At 64.1% G+C, this 16,200-nt stretch carries 11 protein-coding genes; 2 read left to right on the top strand and 9 right to left on the bottom strand.

What is annotated here, in order from left to right:
- Positions 1-13 precede the first annotated feature (13 nt).
- The 5 genes from K3174_RS12905 to cysD all read right to left on the bottom strand — a co-directional run bounded on the left by K3174_RS12905 (position 14) and on the right by cysD (position 5,615).
- Entirely contained in the window at positions 14-856 is an 843-nt protein-coding gene (locus K3174_RS12905; RefSeq protein WP_221559188.1) for a fimbrial biogenesis chaperone, read from the bottom strand.
- Position 857: 1 nt separating this feature from the next.
- Positions 858-1,478, bottom strand: a complete 621-nt coding sequence (locus K3174_RS12910; protein ID WP_221559190.1) for a hypothetical protein — start codon at positions 1,476-1,478, stop codon at positions 858-860.
- Positions 1,479-1,627: 149 nt separating this feature from the next.
- Positions 1,628-2,236, bottom strand: a complete 609-nt coding sequence (locus K3174_RS12915; protein ID WP_221559192.1) for a hypothetical protein — start codon at positions 2,234-2,236, stop codon at positions 1,628-1,630.
- Between the two features lie 563 nt (positions 2,237-2,799).
- Positions 2,800-4,707 (bottom strand): sulfate adenylyltransferase subunit CysN, encoded by a 1,908-nt coding sequence (gene cysN, locus K3174_RS12920; protein ID WP_221559195.1) that lies wholly within the window; start codon positions 4,705-4,707, stop codon positions 2,800-2,802.
- Positions 4,707-5,615 (bottom strand): sulfate adenylyltransferase subunit CysD, encoded by a 909-nt coding sequence (gene cysD / locus K3174_RS12925; protein ID WP_221559196.1) that lies wholly within the window; start codon positions 5,613-5,615, stop codon positions 4,707-4,709. The genes cysN and cysD overlap by 1 nt, the downstream gene beginning before the upstream one ends.
- Positions 5,616-5,698: 83 nt before the next feature.
- Here cysD and K3174_RS12930 point away from each other — a divergent pair, with 83 nt between their 5' ends.
- Positions 5,699-6,697: a helix-turn-helix transcriptional regulator gene (locus K3174_RS12930; protein ID WP_247712165.1), complete on the top strand. Its 999-nt coding sequence runs from the start codon at positions 5,699-5,701 to the stop codon at positions 6,695-6,697.
- Between the two features lie 38 nt (positions 6,698-6,735).
- On the opposite strand, the gene K3174_RS12935 is transcribed toward K3174_RS12930, so the two are convergent.
- The gene (locus tag K3174_RS12935) at positions 6,736-7,461 is read right to left on the bottom strand and encodes an acyl-CoA dehydrogenase family protein (RefSeq protein WP_221559204.1); all 726 of its coding nucleotides are present in this window, start codon (positions 7,459-7,461) and stop codon (positions 6,736-6,738) included.
- Positions 7,458-8,594 carry an acyl-CoA dehydrogenase family protein gene (locus K3174_RS12940; protein ID WP_221559206.1) on the bottom strand — a complete coding sequence of 379 codons (1,137 nt, stop codon included), beginning with the start codon at positions 8,592-8,594 and terminating at the stop codon, positions 7,458-7,460. Before K3174_RS12940 ends, K3174_RS12935 begins: the two co-directional genes overlap by 4 nt.
- 129 nt (positions 8,595-8,723) lie before the next feature.
- On the opposite strand from K3174_RS12940, the gene K3174_RS12945 reads away from it, so the two are divergent.
- Positions 8,724-10,145 (top strand): aldehyde dehydrogenase family protein, encoded by a 1,422-nt coding sequence (locus K3174_RS12945; RefSeq protein ID WP_221559209.1) that lies wholly within the window; start codon positions 8,724-8,726, stop codon positions 10,143-10,145.
- Between the two features lie 9 nt (positions 10,146-10,154).
- Here K3174_RS12945 and K3174_RS12950 read toward each other — a convergent pair whose 3' ends face one another.
- Entirely contained in the window at positions 10,155-13,721 is a 3,567-nt protein-coding gene (locus K3174_RS12950; RefSeq protein ID WP_221559211.1) for a hydantoinase B/oxoprolinase family protein, read from the bottom strand.
- Positions 13,722-13,859: 138 nt separating this feature from the next.
- Positions 13,860-15,896 carry a S9 family peptidase gene (locus K3174_RS12955; protein WP_247712176.1) on the bottom strand — a complete coding sequence of 679 codons (2,037 nt, stop codon included), beginning with the start codon at positions 15,894-15,896 and terminating at the stop codon, positions 13,860-13,862.
- Positions 15,897-16,200 lie beyond the last annotated feature (304 nt).

Consider the following 16,200-nt stretch of genomic DNA (forward strand, 5'->3'; position numbering starts at 1 on the left):
AATGCAGGCTAGACTAGTCACTTTCCTGCTGCACCATTTCGATGGTGACGGCACCATTGCTGCTCGGCAGTTCCAATCCGATCGGCAAGGTGCGTGTAGTGCCCGATGGGACGAGGCCGAGGCCCATCTTGTGCTGGATGTCTTCGGGCTGGAATACCTCGCGGAAGATGACGCCGCCGGTCTCATCGCGCTGTGTGACGGTCACCCGATTTGTACCGACATACGCGTAATTGTTGCCTGTATTCTGTACGTCGATCACTGGCTGCGCGATCCCGTTCTCGTCGGTCCGCAAGCTTGTGGAGACGATGTTCAGTTCTGCGTCGCCGTCCGTGCGACCGACACTGACAAGAACCCGGAAACGGTGAAGTACCTGGATGGCATTCTGGTTCGGATCGAAAGCAACAGGAAGCTGCGCGATCGTCACGAAATAGTGTTCGCTGTTTTCAGGTTCGGGGTCGCCTATCCACTGGACTCGAAACGCCTGCGTCGCGCCCGGTTCGACCGTGGCCTGCGATGGGAATACGAGAAGATTTTCGGCCTCCTCTTCCTCGAACTCAACCAACTCCCCGTCGACGATGCGTACCGGATGAACGACCACCTCGATGGGTGCCGTTTCGGCAAACGCATTCTGTAGCGTTATAATGGCCGATGTTTGACGTCCGGTGGACTCGAGGTCGATGATGACCGGCTGCACATTCAACGCATTGGCGAGGTGCGCGCCAAGCAGGAATTGGGCGGATAGCGCTATCGACAGAAAGCGAACCAAGCCGGTTTTGAAGAGGGAAAGCATGTCAGATCGTTCTCGATAAGAAGAGGGCCGGGGCGCCGTGACGCCCCGGCCCTCGAACTTGATCACATTATGCGCCGGGCGTCAGGATTACGTTAACGTACCCGGTGTAGTTGCCCGCCGCGAGACGGCGGTCGGTCAGCGACGACCAGTCGGTTGCGATCGGAGTCGAACCGTTCGAGCTAGCAACAGCCTGACCGTTCGAGGCCGCCTGGGCGAACTGCAGATGGGTCGCGGTGCTGCTCAGGCTGATGTGGCCGCCGAAGCGATTGGTAACCGTCGACGAACCCGCAGTCGAAGTCGAGTCGAGAGCCAGGCCGTTGATCGAAGCGTCGAGGTTGTAGCGAACAAACTGGCTGAAGCCGCCATCGGCCAGACCGGTGCCGGTCGAGCCGACGCGAGCCAGCACAGCGCGCTGGACTTCGACCTGGCTGTTCGGGGCGTTGCAGAACCCGATGATGCGAGCGTTGTTGAGAGCCGTAGCGATTTCTTGCGTCACGGCGCTGCGGACCTTGGCATTGCCGTCGGTCAGGTCGCCGAGAGTGACCGAGGTCTGCTGGGCCGAGATGCCACACTTGCTGGCAACATTGGCATTGATGTCAACCTGCTGGTTGACCGACTGGGCCGAAGCGGCGCCAGCGAGACCAATCGAAAGGGCTGCAGCGACCGCTGCAGTTGCAATCTTTTTCATCGTTAACTCCTGTTTATGGTCGGGATCGATCAAGAGTGGAAACCGGACGACGCATGATCGTGGCGTCGGCGGAAGGCGATGAAGTAAATGTCACTCCATCAATACTTGCGGTCGGAAGACTGCAATTCGCGGTCGGGACAGGGCGCAGGTCATGTCCGCGCTCCCACCACCAGAATTAGGGTATCGCGGTAGCGACCCGGGGCCAGCCTACGACTCAGTTCGCGCTGGTCGGGCCATTGGACCTCAAGTATGGCATCGTGATCGATTGCTATCCCGTCGCCGGAGCTCAACCCCTCGCCGGAAATAGTCGATGCGAAACTACAGGGCCCTCCGGCAACTATCTCGGATGAAGCGCAACGTTCGGACGTTTTGAAGCCGCGGTCGGTATCTATGCCAACGGTGAGGTAATAGGTTTTGGCAAACGCAAAGCCCGAACCGTCGGGCATCGCGTCCTGATTCAACAATTCACCGTTCGTTGCCATAACGCCCAAGGAGAAAGGCGTGTTGCAATCCAGTGTGAGCCCGAAGCGCAACTGCGCCGCATTCTCCAGATCTCCCGGTGCCGACGCCGCTGCAGGGCCGGAACCGGTAAAGCCGCAACGGGGTGCTATCTCCGCGCTGATGTCGACGGTCACGGTTTCGGATTGGGCGAAGGCAGGTGCGGCAATCGCAAACACCACTGCGAAAACCAGCGAGAGCATCGCGGAAGTTGGACGCAGCGCGAACGCCCGCGTCTGGCACAGTAACCTTCTACACATTGACCCCCGCCCCAAAAAAGTCTGGCAACCAGACGGCACGACTGGAAAATTCAATCGCGACAGCTGCGACATCGGAACTGCCCGCAAGCAACCGGTTAACAATCTCTAAACAAGGGCGATATCGGCTTTCTGCTTTGCTAAACAGAGAATTAGGCGCGCGTCCCAAATCGGTACGTTTCGAGAAGGAGGCAATTCAAGTAAATGCTGATCGAGCGCGGTGCTACGTCTTGTCTGTCTGCACGGGCAGCATGACGATGCCCAATCGCCAACTGGCTATGCTAGTCGCGAAGTAAGATTTCACCTCGCTGCTCCAGTTTGAACTACGTAGGAAAAGCGACGACTACTAACGCTGTGCCGTTGTCAGAGACTCACGCGCTCCTTTGAGGCTGAACGAGCTCCAGCATAGCCAATGCAACTTCTGGTAAGTTGCCTCGGGTGGTGCCGGAAGCTGCAGGTACTTGCGGATAAAAGTACCAAAGCCTGACCTGCGCCCCTTTCCTGCCGTCGGCTTTCCTAGACCAAGCAAAGCAGCGAACGCGCCAGAAGAGCGCCCGCCGTTTCCGTCACTTCAGCGGCAGGATCTTACCGATGATGTAGTCGGCCGCTTCTTCGGGTGTCATCTCCACCGTGTTGACGCGGATTTCGGGATCTTCCGGGGCTTCGTAGGGGCTGTCGATCCCGGTGAAGTTCTTCAGCTTGCCTTCGCGGGCCTTCTTGTAGAGGCCCTTCACGTCGCGCGCTTCGGCCACCTCCAGCGGGGTGTCGACATGGATCTCGATGAACTCGCCGCCATCGATCATGTCGCGCACCAGCTGGCGGTCGGCGCGGAAGGGGCTGATGAAGGCGGTCAGTACGATCAGCCCGGCATCGGTCATCAGCTTGGCGACTTCGCCGATGCGGCGGATATTCTCGATCCGGTCGCTTTCGGTGAAACCAAGGTCCTTGTTGAGACCGTGACGGACATTGTCGCCATCGAGCAGGAAGGTGTGGCGGTTCATCAGCGCCAGCTTCTTCTCCACCTCGTTGGCGATGGTCGACTTGCCCGATCCCGACAGGCCGGTGAACCACAGGACGCGCGGCGTCTGGTTCTTCATCGAGGCATGGTGTCCGCGCGTGATGTCGGTCGGCTGCCAATGCACGTTCTGGCTGCGGCGCAGGCTGAAGTGCAGCATCCCGGCACCGACCGTCCGGTTGGTGATCTTGTCGATCAGAATGAAACCGCCCAGCGTGCGATTGTCGACATAGGGTTCGAACACGATGCGTTTGTCTGTCGTGACTTCGCACACACCGATCTGGTTGAGGTGCAATCGCTGCGCGGCGAGGTGCTCCATCGTGTTCACGTCGATCTCGTATTTCGGCTCGGCCACCGTGGCGCTGACCGTCTGGGTGCCGAGCTTGAGCCAGTAGCCGCGGCCCACCACCAGCGGTTCGTCGTCCATCCAGACGATGGTGCTCTCGAACTGGTCGGCGACTTCGGGCGGGTCGTCAGCGGTTGCGAGGACATCGCCGCGCGAACTGTCGATCTCGTCTTCGAGCGTGATCGTGACCGACTGGCCCGCGACCGCTTCGTCCAGATCGCCGTCCATGGTGACGATGGATTTCACCTTGCTCGTCTTGCCCGACGGCAGCGAGCGTAATTCGTCGCCTGGCCTCACCGTCCCGGTGGCGATCTGGCCGGCGAAGCCACGGAAGTCGAGATTGGGGCGATTGACCCACTGGACCGGCATGCGGAAGGGTTTCGCCTGATTGGCGGTGCTGTTCACCTCCGTGGTTTCGAGGTGGCGGATCAGGATCGGGCCATCGTACCAGCGGGTATTGTCAGACCGGGTCGTGATATTGTCGCCTGCGAGGCCCGACATCGGAATCGCGGTGAAGCTTTCGATACCGATGCTGTCGGCGAATGCGCGGTAGTCGGCAACAATGGCGTCGAACCTGGCCTGATCGTAATCGATCAGGTCCATCTTGTTAACGGCCAGCACGAGGTTCTTGATGCCGAGCCTGTGGCACAGGAAGCTGTGGCGCCTGGTCTGGACCAGCACGCCCTTGCGTGCATCGATCAGGATCACGGCGCAATCGGCGGTCGATGCGCCGGTGACCATGTTGCGCGTATACTGCTCGTGGCCCGGGCAGTCGGCGACGATGAACTTGCGTTTCTTGGTGGCGAAGAAGCGATAGGCGACGTCGATCGTGATACCTTGTTCGCGCTCCGCGGCAAGCCCGTCGACCAGCAGCGCGAAGTCGATCTCCTGCCCTTGCGTGCCGACCTTCCTGCTGTCGTTTTCGAGCGCGGCCAGCTGGTCTTCGAAGATCATCTTCGAATCGTAAAGCAGGCGGCCAATCAGGGTCGATTTGCCATCGTCCACGCTGCCGCAGGTGATGAAGCGCAGCATCGACTTGTTCTGGTGTTGCTCGAGATAGGCCTCGATATCGTCGGCGATAAGGGCGTCGGTCTTGTAGATCGGATCGGTCATCAGAAGTAACCCTCCTGCTTCTTCTTCTCCATCGACGCATCGCCTGCGTCCTTGTCGATCACGCGGCCCTGCCGTTCGCTGGTGGTGGTCAGCAGCATCTCCTGCACCACTTCCTGCAAGGTCGCCGCTTCGCTTTCGACAGCGCCCGTCAGCGGGAAGCAGCCGAGCGTTCGGAAGCGGATCGAGCGTTCGGCGATTTCCGGGCGATAGCCCATGACCTTTTCGAGCCGGTCGATATCGTCGGCCATGAACAGCCCGCCTTCATATTCGTAGGTCGGGCGCCTGGCGCTGAAATAGAGCGGCACGATCTCGACGTTTTCGGCCATGATGTATTGCCAGATGTCGAGTTCGGTCCAGTTGGAGAGCGGGAAGACACGGATGCTCTCGCCCTTCTTCTTGCGGGCGTTGTAGAGGTTCCACAGTTCGGGGCGCTGGTTCTTCGGGTCCCAGCCATGCGTGGCGGTGCGGAAGGAGAAGATGCGCTCTTTCGCGCGGCTCTTTTCCTCGTCGCGCCGCGCGCCGCCGAAGGCCGCGTCGAAACCGTATTTGTCGAGCGCCTGCTTGAGACCTTCGGTCTTCCACATATCGGTGTGGAGCGGGCCGTGATCGAACGGGTTGATCCCGCGCTCGGCGGCTTCGGGATTCTGATGCACGATCAGTTCCATGCCGGCGTCCTGCGCGGCCTTTTCGCGCAGGGCGTACATGTCCTGGAACTTCCAGGTGGTATCGACATGCATCAGCGGGAAGGGTGGGGGCGAGGGATAGAAGGCCTTCTTGGCGAGATGCAACATCACCGCGCTGTCCTTGCCGATCGAATAGAGCATCACCGGTTTCTCTGCCTCGGCAACCACTTCGCGCATGATGTGGATGCTCTCGGCTTCGAGGCGCTGGAGGTGGGTCAGGGTCATTCGCGGGTCCTCAAGTTGATGAAACACATGCGGGGGCGACATCCCTCATGGACCTCCCATATGGGAGGTGTTAGAGGAAATGCATGCGTATTCCCAACCTCGGCGAAACCGAGCTGCTTGTGCCCCTCCATTCGGGTATGTTCGAGCAACCCATGTGGCAGACCTTCCTGCGCCTGCTGCGCTTGGTCACCGAGGCCGACGGGGTTGCCATTGTGCTGACGGGCACCGGCGAGGCGGCGGACGTGATGCTGCGTGAAGGCGAGCCCATCGATCCGCCGCGCACGGACATGCGCGTGGGCCGGGTCTATTCGGGCAACGACCTGGCCCATCCGGAGAGTGCCTTGCGCGCGATCAGCGTCCGCGGGGATGCGCTTGCTCTTACCCTGATCGTACTGGCGCGCGATGCCCCCGGTGCGGAGATCGGCAGCCTGCTTTCGGCACTGGTCCCGCACCTGCAGGTCGCGCTGAAAGTGCTCGAATCGATCGACCGCGAACGTGGCCGTGCCTCGGTCGGTGCGGAAGCGTTCCGGCGCATGAATTTCGGCTGGATCGCATTGGACGAGCGCTGCCGGATCGTGGATCTCGATGGCCAGGCGGACAGCTTTCTCCAGCGGTCGGGTGCCCTGCGCCGTGGGCCCTACAACCGACTCATCCCGTCATCGCCCAGCGTCGACCGGCAATTGACGAGCATTGCCAAGGCGATGGCGGCGGATAGTCGCCACCGTCCGCAGGCGATCAATATCGGCCAGGACCCGTGGATCGATATTCTCGTCGTGCCCATGCGGATCGACGCGCTGGCGGGCGAGAGCAAGGCCGTCGCGGTGATCTATCTGCGCGGCGACCGGTCGTCGTCGGCCGACCGGCACGAACAGCTGGTCGACCTGTTCGACCTGACGCCCGCCGAGGCACGGCTCGCCTGGTCGCTGGCGCAGGGCCTGACAATTGCGGAAGCGGCCGAAGCGCATGGGCTGACGGTGGAGACGGCGCGGTACTATTCGAAGCGCATCTACGCCAAGACCGGTGCGCGCGGGCAGGTGGACCTCGTGCGCAATATCCTCACCGGAGTGCTGGCTTTGGCGTGATCATTGCCGCGTCGCCTGCGGCACCTCGCAATGACCTGTTATGGGTCGGTGCGCGCCGTCAGGTTCGGCCAGAATGCATCCGCGCCGTCTTCGATCACGTGCTCGCCCAGCCTGCGGCTCCAATAGGCGTCGTTGCCGTATTCCGAGCGCCACTGCCACAGCCGCCGGGTGAGATGGTGGAGAGCGTATTCCTGCGTAAAACCGATCGCGCCGTGGACCTGATGCGCGACCGTGGTGCCCACTTCGACCGCCCGGTTCGCGCGCAGCTTGGCCGCGGCGATCTCGAACCCGGCGTCGCCCCGGTCGAGCGCCTGCGCCGCGCCCATCGCTGCGCAGTTTGCGGCGGCGGCCTCGCAAGCGAAGCCTGCCAGCGACTGCTGGACCGCCTGGAACTTGCCCAGCGGGCGTCCGAACTGCTGGCGTTCGTTGGCGTAGGCGACCGATAGCGCAAGGGCCGCGTCGAGCGCGCCAGCGATCTGGCAGGTCCGGGCGAAGGCCATCGTCTGCTCGCACTGGCCCCCATCTGCTCGCTCCACCGCCAGCGCCGGAATGTCGATCCCGAGCGCGTGATAACCCGCGAGGCGAAACACCGTCAGCGCATCGATCCAGTCGCCGCCGAAACCGCCTTCGTCCTCGGGCACCAGCAGCAGCGGCAGGCCCAGTTGTTCCAGACGCGAAAGGTCTTTCGCTTCGGTCGCGTCAGGCCCCAGTTCGGCAAAGAGCGGATCGACCATTTCGGCCAGCATGCGGCGGGTATCGCTCATCGCAGGCCCAGCCCGCGCGCGATGATCCCCTTGACGATCTCGCGCGTTCCGCCACGCAGCGAGAAGCTGGGGCTGACCTGCAGCAGGTAGAAACAGACGGCGCGCAGCACTTCGTTATCCGGACTGCCGAAATCGACCGCCGCCTGCACCAGTTGCGGGATCGCCTGTTCGTAGGAATTGCCGAGATCCTTGACCATGGTCGCTTCCAGCGCCGGGTCTTCGCCGCGCGCCAGCTTGGCCGCGACCGAGGCGCTCATCAGACGCAGGGTCCATGCTTCCGCCGCAAGACGGCCCACCAGCATATCCAGTTCAGGATTGCGGTGCACGCTGGCGTGGCGGACCAGCTCGAGGAACAGCACCATGGATGACAGATACCGCTCCGGCCCCGACCGTTCGAGCGACAGTTCCGCCGTCGCCTGCTTCCACCCTTCGCCTTCGGTGCCGAGCAGCGCGCTGCCGGGCAGGCGTACCTGGTCGAAGAACACTTCGTTGAATTCATGCGCGCCGGTAAGGTCGACGATCGGCTTCACCGTGACGCCCGGCGTATCCATCGGGACGACGAGTTGCGACAGGCCCTTCTGTCGTTCGCTTCCGGCCTCGGTGCGGACCAGCGCGATCATGAAATGGCTGACATGCGCGCCTGTGGTCCAGACCTTCTGTCCATCGAGAACCCATCCATCGCCATCGCGACGCGCAGCGGTGCGGACGGAGGCGAGGTCCGAACCAGAACCCGGTTCGCTAAGGCCGATGCAGGCGAAAGCTTCGCCCCGCGCGATGGCCGGTACCCAGCGGCGTTTCAGCTCCTCGTTGCCGAGCCGGAGCAGCAGCGGTCCGCTCTGCCGGTCGGCGATCCAGTGCGCGCCAACCGGCGCACCCGCCGCCAGCAGTTCCTCGATCGCCACATAGCGTTCGAGCTGGCTGCGCTCGTGCCCGCCATATTCCTTCGGCCAGGTCATGCCGAGCAGGCCCGCCTTGCCCAGCTTGCGGCTGAATTGCGGGTCGGGCTTGGTCCAGCTGTTGGCACGGCGCACCTGATCGCGTTCGCCATGTTCGGCGACCAGCGCACGCACCCGTTCGCGCAGCGCGGGGGCGGTATCCGGCCAGTCGACCGCTTCGGTAACGAAGGTCTGCATCGCGCTCCTCTCGCCGTCTTTCTCACCAATTTGCCACCCTGCCGCAAGACCCGTTGCATCGAGCAACGAATCCCGACACTGTATTGCCCGGAGACGAGTCCCCCCAAGATTCCGACAAGGAGAGAGACGATGGCCGACTATAAGAACCTGATCGACGGCGAGATGGCCGACAATGGCGAATGGCTGGAGGTTCTGAACCCCGCGAACGAGCAGGTCGTGGGTCGTGTCCCCGCCTGCGGCAAGGACGAGCTGGATCGCGCGGTCGCCGCCGCCCGCCGCGCGTTCAAGGAGTGGAAGAAGACCACGCCCGAAGAACGGCAGAAGGTCGTTCAGGGGATCGCCGCCGCGATCAAGGACAATGCCGACGAACTCTTTCGCCTGCTGACTACCGAGCAGGGCAAGCCTCACGCGCAGGCGCAGCAGGAGATCTACGGTGCGGCCGGACTTGCCGCCGCGCAGTCGACGCTGACGCTGGACGATGTGATCAACCAGGACGACGACACCCGCCTGTCGCGCACGCGCCGCGTGCCGGTGGGCGTGGTCGGCGGCATCGTGCCGTGGAACTTCCCGGTGATGATGGCGATCCAGAAGATCGTGCCCGCGCTGATCTCGGGCTGCACCATCGTGCTCAAGCCCTCGCCCTTCACTCCGCTGACGACGTTGCGCATCGCCGAACTGATCAAGGATGTGGTGCCCGCGGGCACGGTGAACATCATCACCGGCGAAGACAGCCTCGGCCCGCTGATCACCGAGCATCCGGATATCGACAAGATCACCTTCACCGGGTCGACCGCGACCGGCAAGAAGATCATGGAAGGCGCCAGCGGCGATCTGAAGCGCATCACGCTCGAACTCGGCGGCAACGACGCCTCGATCGTGCTGCCCGATGCCGATGTCGAGAAGGTCGCCGAACAGCTGTTCTGGTCGAGCTTCTCCAATGCCGGGCAGATCTGCGTCGCGGCCAAGCGGATCTACATCCACGAGGACATTTACGACGATCTCAGCAAAGCGATCGCCGAATACGCCAAGGGCGTGACCGTGGGCGACGGGTCGCAGCAGGGCACCGGGGTCGGCCCGATCCAGAACAAGAAGCAGTACGAGCGCGTGCTCGAACTGATCCAGGACGCCAAGGACAATGGCTACAAGTTCCTGACCGGTGGAGACAAGGACCCGTCCGGCACCGGCTATTACGTGCCCATCACCATTCTCGACAATCCGCCGGAAGAGGCACGCATCGTCGCCGAGGAACAGTTCGGCCCGGTCATGCCGCTGATGAAGTTCTCGACCGACGAGGAGGTGATCGCGCGGGCCAACAATTCCGATTACGGGCTCGCCGGCGCGGTCTGGACCAAGGATACCGATCGCGGTGTCGCCATCGCCGAACAGCTCGAGACCGGTACGGTGTGGATCAACGAATTCCTCCACATCAATCCGCTGGCGCCTTTCGGCGGGCACAAGCAATCGGGCTTCGGCGCGGAATACGGCGTCGATGGGTTGAAGGAATTCACGTACCCGCAGGTCATCACGGTCAAGCGCGACGCCGTGGTCTGACGCCTGCGATCATGCCGGGCGGGGAGGGCCGTAGCCACCTCCGCCCGGAGTCAGCACCACGAAGCGGTCGCCGGGTTCCATCTCGGCCGAGCCGGTCGCGCCGAGTTCCTCGCGCGTGCCATCGGCCCGCTCGATCCAGTTGCGTCCCGGCTGGGCGTCGGCGCCGCCACAAATGCCGCGCGGGGCGATGGCGCGCCGGTTGGCGAGCATATTGGCGCGCATCGGCGCGAGAAAGGTCATGCGCCGCTCGACGCCGTCGCCGCCGCGATACTCGCCGTTGCCGCCCGAACCGGCGCGGATGGCGAAACTGTCGAGCCGAACCGGCAGGCGCGTTTCGAGGATTTCCGGATCGGTCAGCCGCGAGTTGGTCATATGCGTCTGCACCGCGCTGGTGCCGGGATGGCCGGGGCCGGCGCCCGATCCGCCGCAGATGGTCTCGTAATACTGGTCGGTGCCATCGCCGAAGGTGAAATTGTTCATCGTCCCCTGGCTGGGCGCAAGGCGGCCGGTCGCCGCGAACAGCGCGTCGGTCACGACCTGGCTGGTCTCGACATTGCCTGCCACCACCGCCGCGCCGGGCCGGGGATTGAGCATCGACCCTGCGGGCACCACCAGTTCGATCGGACGCAGGCAGCCATCGTTCATCGGGATGGCATCGTCGATCAGCGTGCGCACGGCATAGAGCGCGGCGGCGCGGGTGATCGATTTCGGGGCGTTGAAATTGTCGGGCAGTTGCTCGCTGGTGCCGGTGAAATCGAACACGGCGGAGCGGCTGGCGCGATCGATCCGGATGGCGACCTTCACCACCGCGCCATTGTCCATGGGATAGGCGAAGCTGCCGTCCTCCAGCCGGTCGAGCAGGCCGCGCACGCTTTCTTCCGCATTGGCGAGAACGTGATCCATATAGGCCGCGACCACGTCCGCCCCTTGGTCGCGCGCGGCGGCGTGAAGCAGCTCCTGTCCGCGCGTGCAGGCGGCAAGCTGCGCGCGCAAGTCGGAGATGTTGCGCGCCGGATTGCGTGCCGGATAGGTGGCCGAGGCCAATTGTTCGCGCATTTCTGCCTCGCGGAAATGGCCCTCGTCGACCAGCAAGGCATTGTCGATCAATACGCCTTCTTCCTCGATCGTGCGGCTTTCGGGCGGCATCGATCCGGGCGCTATGCCGCCTATATCCGAATGGTGACCGCGCGCGGCGACGAAGGCGTCGGGCTCGTCCGCGTCATCGGCGAAGAATACCGGCACGATCACCGTGATGTCGGGCAAGTGGGTGCCGCCGCGATAGGGATCGTTGAGGACATAAGCGTCGCCGCGCCTGAACCCCCTCCCGTCGCGCGCTTCCCCACGGGTCTCGATCACGCGCGCGATGCTGTCGCCCATCGACCCCAGATGAACCGGGATATGCGGCGCATTGGCGATGAGTTCGCCCGCGCGGTCGAACAGCGCGCAGGAAAAATCGAGCCGCTCCTTGATATTGACCGAGGTCGCGGTCGACTGGAGCACTACCCCCATCTCCTCGGCGATCGCCATGAACAGGTTGTTGAAGATCTCCAGCCGCACGGGATCTACTGCGGTCCCTGCCGCGCGCGTGCGGGTCAGTGCTTCGGCGCGGGTGAGAACGAGGCTGCCTTCGTCCGCAAGCCGTGCCCGCCAGCCCGGCTCGACGACGGTGGTCGAGGCGGGATCGATTACCAGCAGCGGGCCGGCGACAGTCTCTCCGACCGACAACGCGGCACGCTCGATGGTGCGCCAGCTGCCCGAGGCTTCACCGCTCGCGGCAACGGGCTCGGCCTGCGCCGTGCCGATGCCACCGGACGCGCCGCTGGCCTCGACGCTGAGCGCCTCAACAACGATCGGCGCCTCGGCGTCGGAATAGCCGTAGCGCCGGCGGTGCAGTGTGCGGAACTCGCGGTCCATCTCTTCGCGCGGCGCACAGGCGATCGTCAGCATGCTGTCGCTTCCTTCGAAGCGCAGCCGCGCGCGGCTTTCGAGGGTGACGGCGGATGGGGCGATGCCCTGTTCAGCCAGCGCTGCGCGCGCCTCGTCTTCCAGCACGGTCAACTCGGGTCCGAAATCGTCCGCGAGCGGGCGCACCAGGCTGACCTCGCGGATCGCCTTAACCGGAGCGAGGCCGATGCCATAGGCTGAGAGAATCCCCGCCAGCGGATGCACCAGCACGGTCTCCATCCCCAGCGCATCGGCCACGCGGCAGGCATGCTGCCCGCCCGCTCCGCCGAAGCAGGCGAGGGCGTAGCTCGTCACATCGTGCCCGCGCGCGACGCTGATCTTGCGAATGGCGTTGGCCATGGAATCGACTGCGATGGCGAGGAAACCTTCGGCGATTTCCTCGAGCGATGCCGGGTCCTCCAGCGCGGCCGCGATGTCCTCCAGTCGCGTGCGCGAAGCCTGCGGATCGAGCGCTTGATTTCCGCCCGAACCGAACACTTTGGGGAAGAAAGCCGGGTCGATACGACCGAGGAACAGGTTGCAGTCGGTCACTGTCAGCGGACCGCCCTTGCAATAGCAGGCGGGCCCCGGATCGGCGCCCGCGCTTTCAGGCCCGACGCGGAAGCGCCCGGCATCGTACTGACAAATCGACCCACCTCCTGCCGCGACGGTATGAATCTGCATCATCGGCGCGGCGACGCGGACTCCGGCGACCAGGCTGTCGCCGGTCAGTTCGTATTCGCCCGCATAATGCGCGACATCGGTGCTGGTCCCGCCCATGTCGAAGCCGATCAGCTTACGGTGGCCGAGCGGTTCGCTGGCGGCGACCATCCCCACTACGCCGCCGGCGGGGCCCGACAGGATCGCATCCTTGCCGCGGAACGCGCCGACTTCGGCGAGCCCGCCATTGGACTGCATGAAGCGGAGGCTTTCGGTGTCGGGCAGACCCGCCTGGAGCGTATCGGTGTAGCGCCGCAGCACCGGCGAGAGATAGGCGTCCACCACCGTCGTATCGCCGCGCGGGATCAGCCGGATGAGCGGCGAAACTTCGTGACTGACGCTGACCTGCGCGAAGCCCGCCTGGCGCGCGAGCGCGGCGAGCCGGGCTTCGTGATCGCGATATTTCCAGCCATGCATCAGCACGATGGCGAGCGCATCGAAGCCGGCTGCCCGCAGCCGGGCGAAAGCACTGCGCGCCGCATCCTCGCCCAGCGGTTGCAGGACTGCGCCATCGGCACCCACCCGCTCGTCTATCTCGATCACTTCGGCGGGCAATTGCTCGGGCAGCACGATATGCCGCGCGAAAATATCGGGCCGTGCCTGGTTGCCGATCCTGAGCGCGTCGCCGAAGCCGCGCGTGATCGCCAGCGCCAGCCGCTCGCCCTTGCGTTCGAGAAGGGCATTGGTGGCAACCGTCGTCCCGATCCGCAGCTCGGCAATGGGCGCGCTGCCATGGCGCTTCATCAGGCGCCGAACCGCTTCGCTGGCGGCGTCGGCATAATGGCCTGGGTTCTCCGAAAGCAGCTTGTCCGTCACCAGTCGCCCATCGGGCGTTACCGCTACGACATCGGTAAAGGTACCGCCCCGATCGACCGCGAAACGCCAGCTTCCTGTGTTGGTATCTTCACCCATAGGAAGCGCTTCGCATGGGTGCGGGAGCAATTCAAACGGTTCGAAGCCTGTCGGCCGAGGTCGGATGTTCCCCTTTCAGGGGGCCGTTGTCGAGCGCAGGCCGATATTCGCAGGCCCTGAGCCTCCGAGGATCCGAACTCACTCTTGCGGAGCGCTGCTCCGCGTCCAGCCCGTTCGGTAGCGATCGAACCATGCCAGGATAGCCGAGGCCTTGGCGGCCGATTGCGAGGGGCGCGCGGCGATGCCGCCATGGCTTGCCCCGGGGACCTTTACCAGCGCGGTCGGGACACCGCGCAGGCGCAGTGCGGTGTAATATTGTTCGGACTCGCTCACCGGAGTGCGGTAGTCCTCGCTGCCGACGACCACCAGTGTCGGCGTTTCGACGTTTCCGACCAGCGACAGCGGCGAAAGGCGCCAGTAGGCGTCCTGATCTTCCCATGGCTGGGCGCCGATCCAGTATTTGCCGAAAAAGGCCGGTCCATCGGCGGTGAGCGCCTGGGTCGTCCAGTTGATCACCGGCTTCTGGGTCGCCGCGGCCTTGAACCGGTCGGTCTTGCCGACGATCCAGCTGGTCAGCACTCCGCCGCCCGATCCACCGGTAACGAAGAGCTGGTCGGGATCGGCGATACCGAGCGCGATCGCACGGTCGACGATGGATATGAGGTCGAAATAATCGTTGCCGGGATAGGCCTTGTCGATCTCGTTCGCGAAATCCTTGCCATAGCTGGTCGAGCCGCGTGGATTGGCGGACAGCACGGCATAGCCGGCTGCCGCGTAGAGCTGGTTGTCGGTCGAAAAATGCGGGCCGTAGGCGGCGAACGGGCCGCCGTGTATTTCGAGGATCAACGGGACGCGCTGACCCTCGACATGGCCGGGGGGCAAGGTCAGCCAGCCTTCGATCTCAAGCCCGTCATGGCTCGATCGGGTGGCAATCCGGCGTACTTCGCCGAAGGATTTGACCGCCCGCAGCGAGCGGTTGAGGTCGGTCAGCATGCGCGCTGCGCCGCCTGCGCGGGCAAGCTGGACTTCGGCGGGACGGGTCGCCGTGCCGCCGGTGAAGGCGATCGCATCGTCATCCGATACCGAGAAGCTGCCGCCGGTATAGGGACGGTCGAGACCGCCGCCGGACAGACCTTCGGCCACGTCCCGCACGGCCCCGTCGAGCGCGATGCGCGCGATGCGGGTCTCCCCGCCGATATCGTATTGCGCGTAGATGCCGCGTCCGTCGGCGTCCCACGCGATCCCGTCGGGATTGTAGCCCCAGTCCGCAGTGAGATTGCGGATGTTCGACCCGTCGCGGTTCATGACATAGAGGTCGTTATCTTCGTAGGCGCGCGATACGTCGTCGAAACCGAGATAGGCGATCAGCCGGCCATCGGGCGAAACGACCGGATTGCCGTCGGGGCCGTCGCGATCCGTCAGCTGCTGTACCGATCCCGTCGCAACGTCTAGCGCGTAGACCTCGCCTTCTACCGGATCGTCCTCCCAGTCCGGGCGTCGGTTGGCACCGAAATAGATGGTCGAGCCGTCTGGCGACCAGCTCAGCGGGCCGCCATCGTGATATCGGCCGAAGGTCAGCTGGCGCGGTGCGCCCCCGGTGGCCGGGACGACGAAGATTTTCTCGAAGCCGGGCTCGATATAGCCTTGCCCGTCGGCGCGGTAGGTCAGCAGATCGCGGATTTCGAGGGGTTCGGCCCACTCGGCGCCTTCGGGCTTGTTGGCGGGCGCCGATCCGAGTTTGGGGCCTTCGTCCTTGACCAGCATGGTGTAGGCGATGGACCGCCCGTCGGGCGACCAGGCAATGCTCGAGGGGCTGGTCGGCAGCCCGGTCAGGCGCACCGCTTCACCGCCACCCATCCAGTGAACCCACAATTGCGGCGCTCCGCCTTCGGTCGACGCGTAGGCGATCCGGTCTCCGCTTGGCGACCATCGGGGATTGAAAGCATCGCCGTTGCGGCCGGCGAGCGGCGTTTCCCGGCCGGTGCGCGTGTCGATCAGCCAGATCGAAGCGACCGCCCGGTCGGACATGATGTCGTTAGACCTGCGTACGTAGGCGATATAGCGTCCATCGGGGCTTATCTGAGGGTCGCTGGCAATGGCGAGATCGAACAGGTCGGCGCCGGTGAAGCGCCGTTCCGGCCCGACACGATCTCTACCGGCCGCGGCACCCGACATCGGTGGTGCTGGCTGCGGGACCTGCACCTCGGTCGAAGCCGCCTCTTCCGGCTCGGGCTGCTGCTGCTGCTGCGCAAGGGCCGCCTGCATCGGGAATGCCAAGAGCGCGATGCCTGCCGCCAACTTGCCTCGGATCATACCATTCTTCCTTTCGTTGAGGTTTCCGATTGCCCTGTGCGCCCGCAGCACGGCTCGACAGCGGTATGGTGCAATTACCGCTCGCGGAGCAAGAGCTGCCGCCATAACGCCGGCCCACGCCGGTGGGTGGGTCGATACCGGCGCCCGTGTCCGAAAGGATGGTTCT

It is taken from the genome of Qipengyuania qiaonensis (assembly GCF_019711515.1).
Lineage (GTDB): Bacteria > Pseudomonadota > Alphaproteobacteria > Sphingomonadales > Sphingomonadaceae > Qipengyuania > Qipengyuania qiaonensis.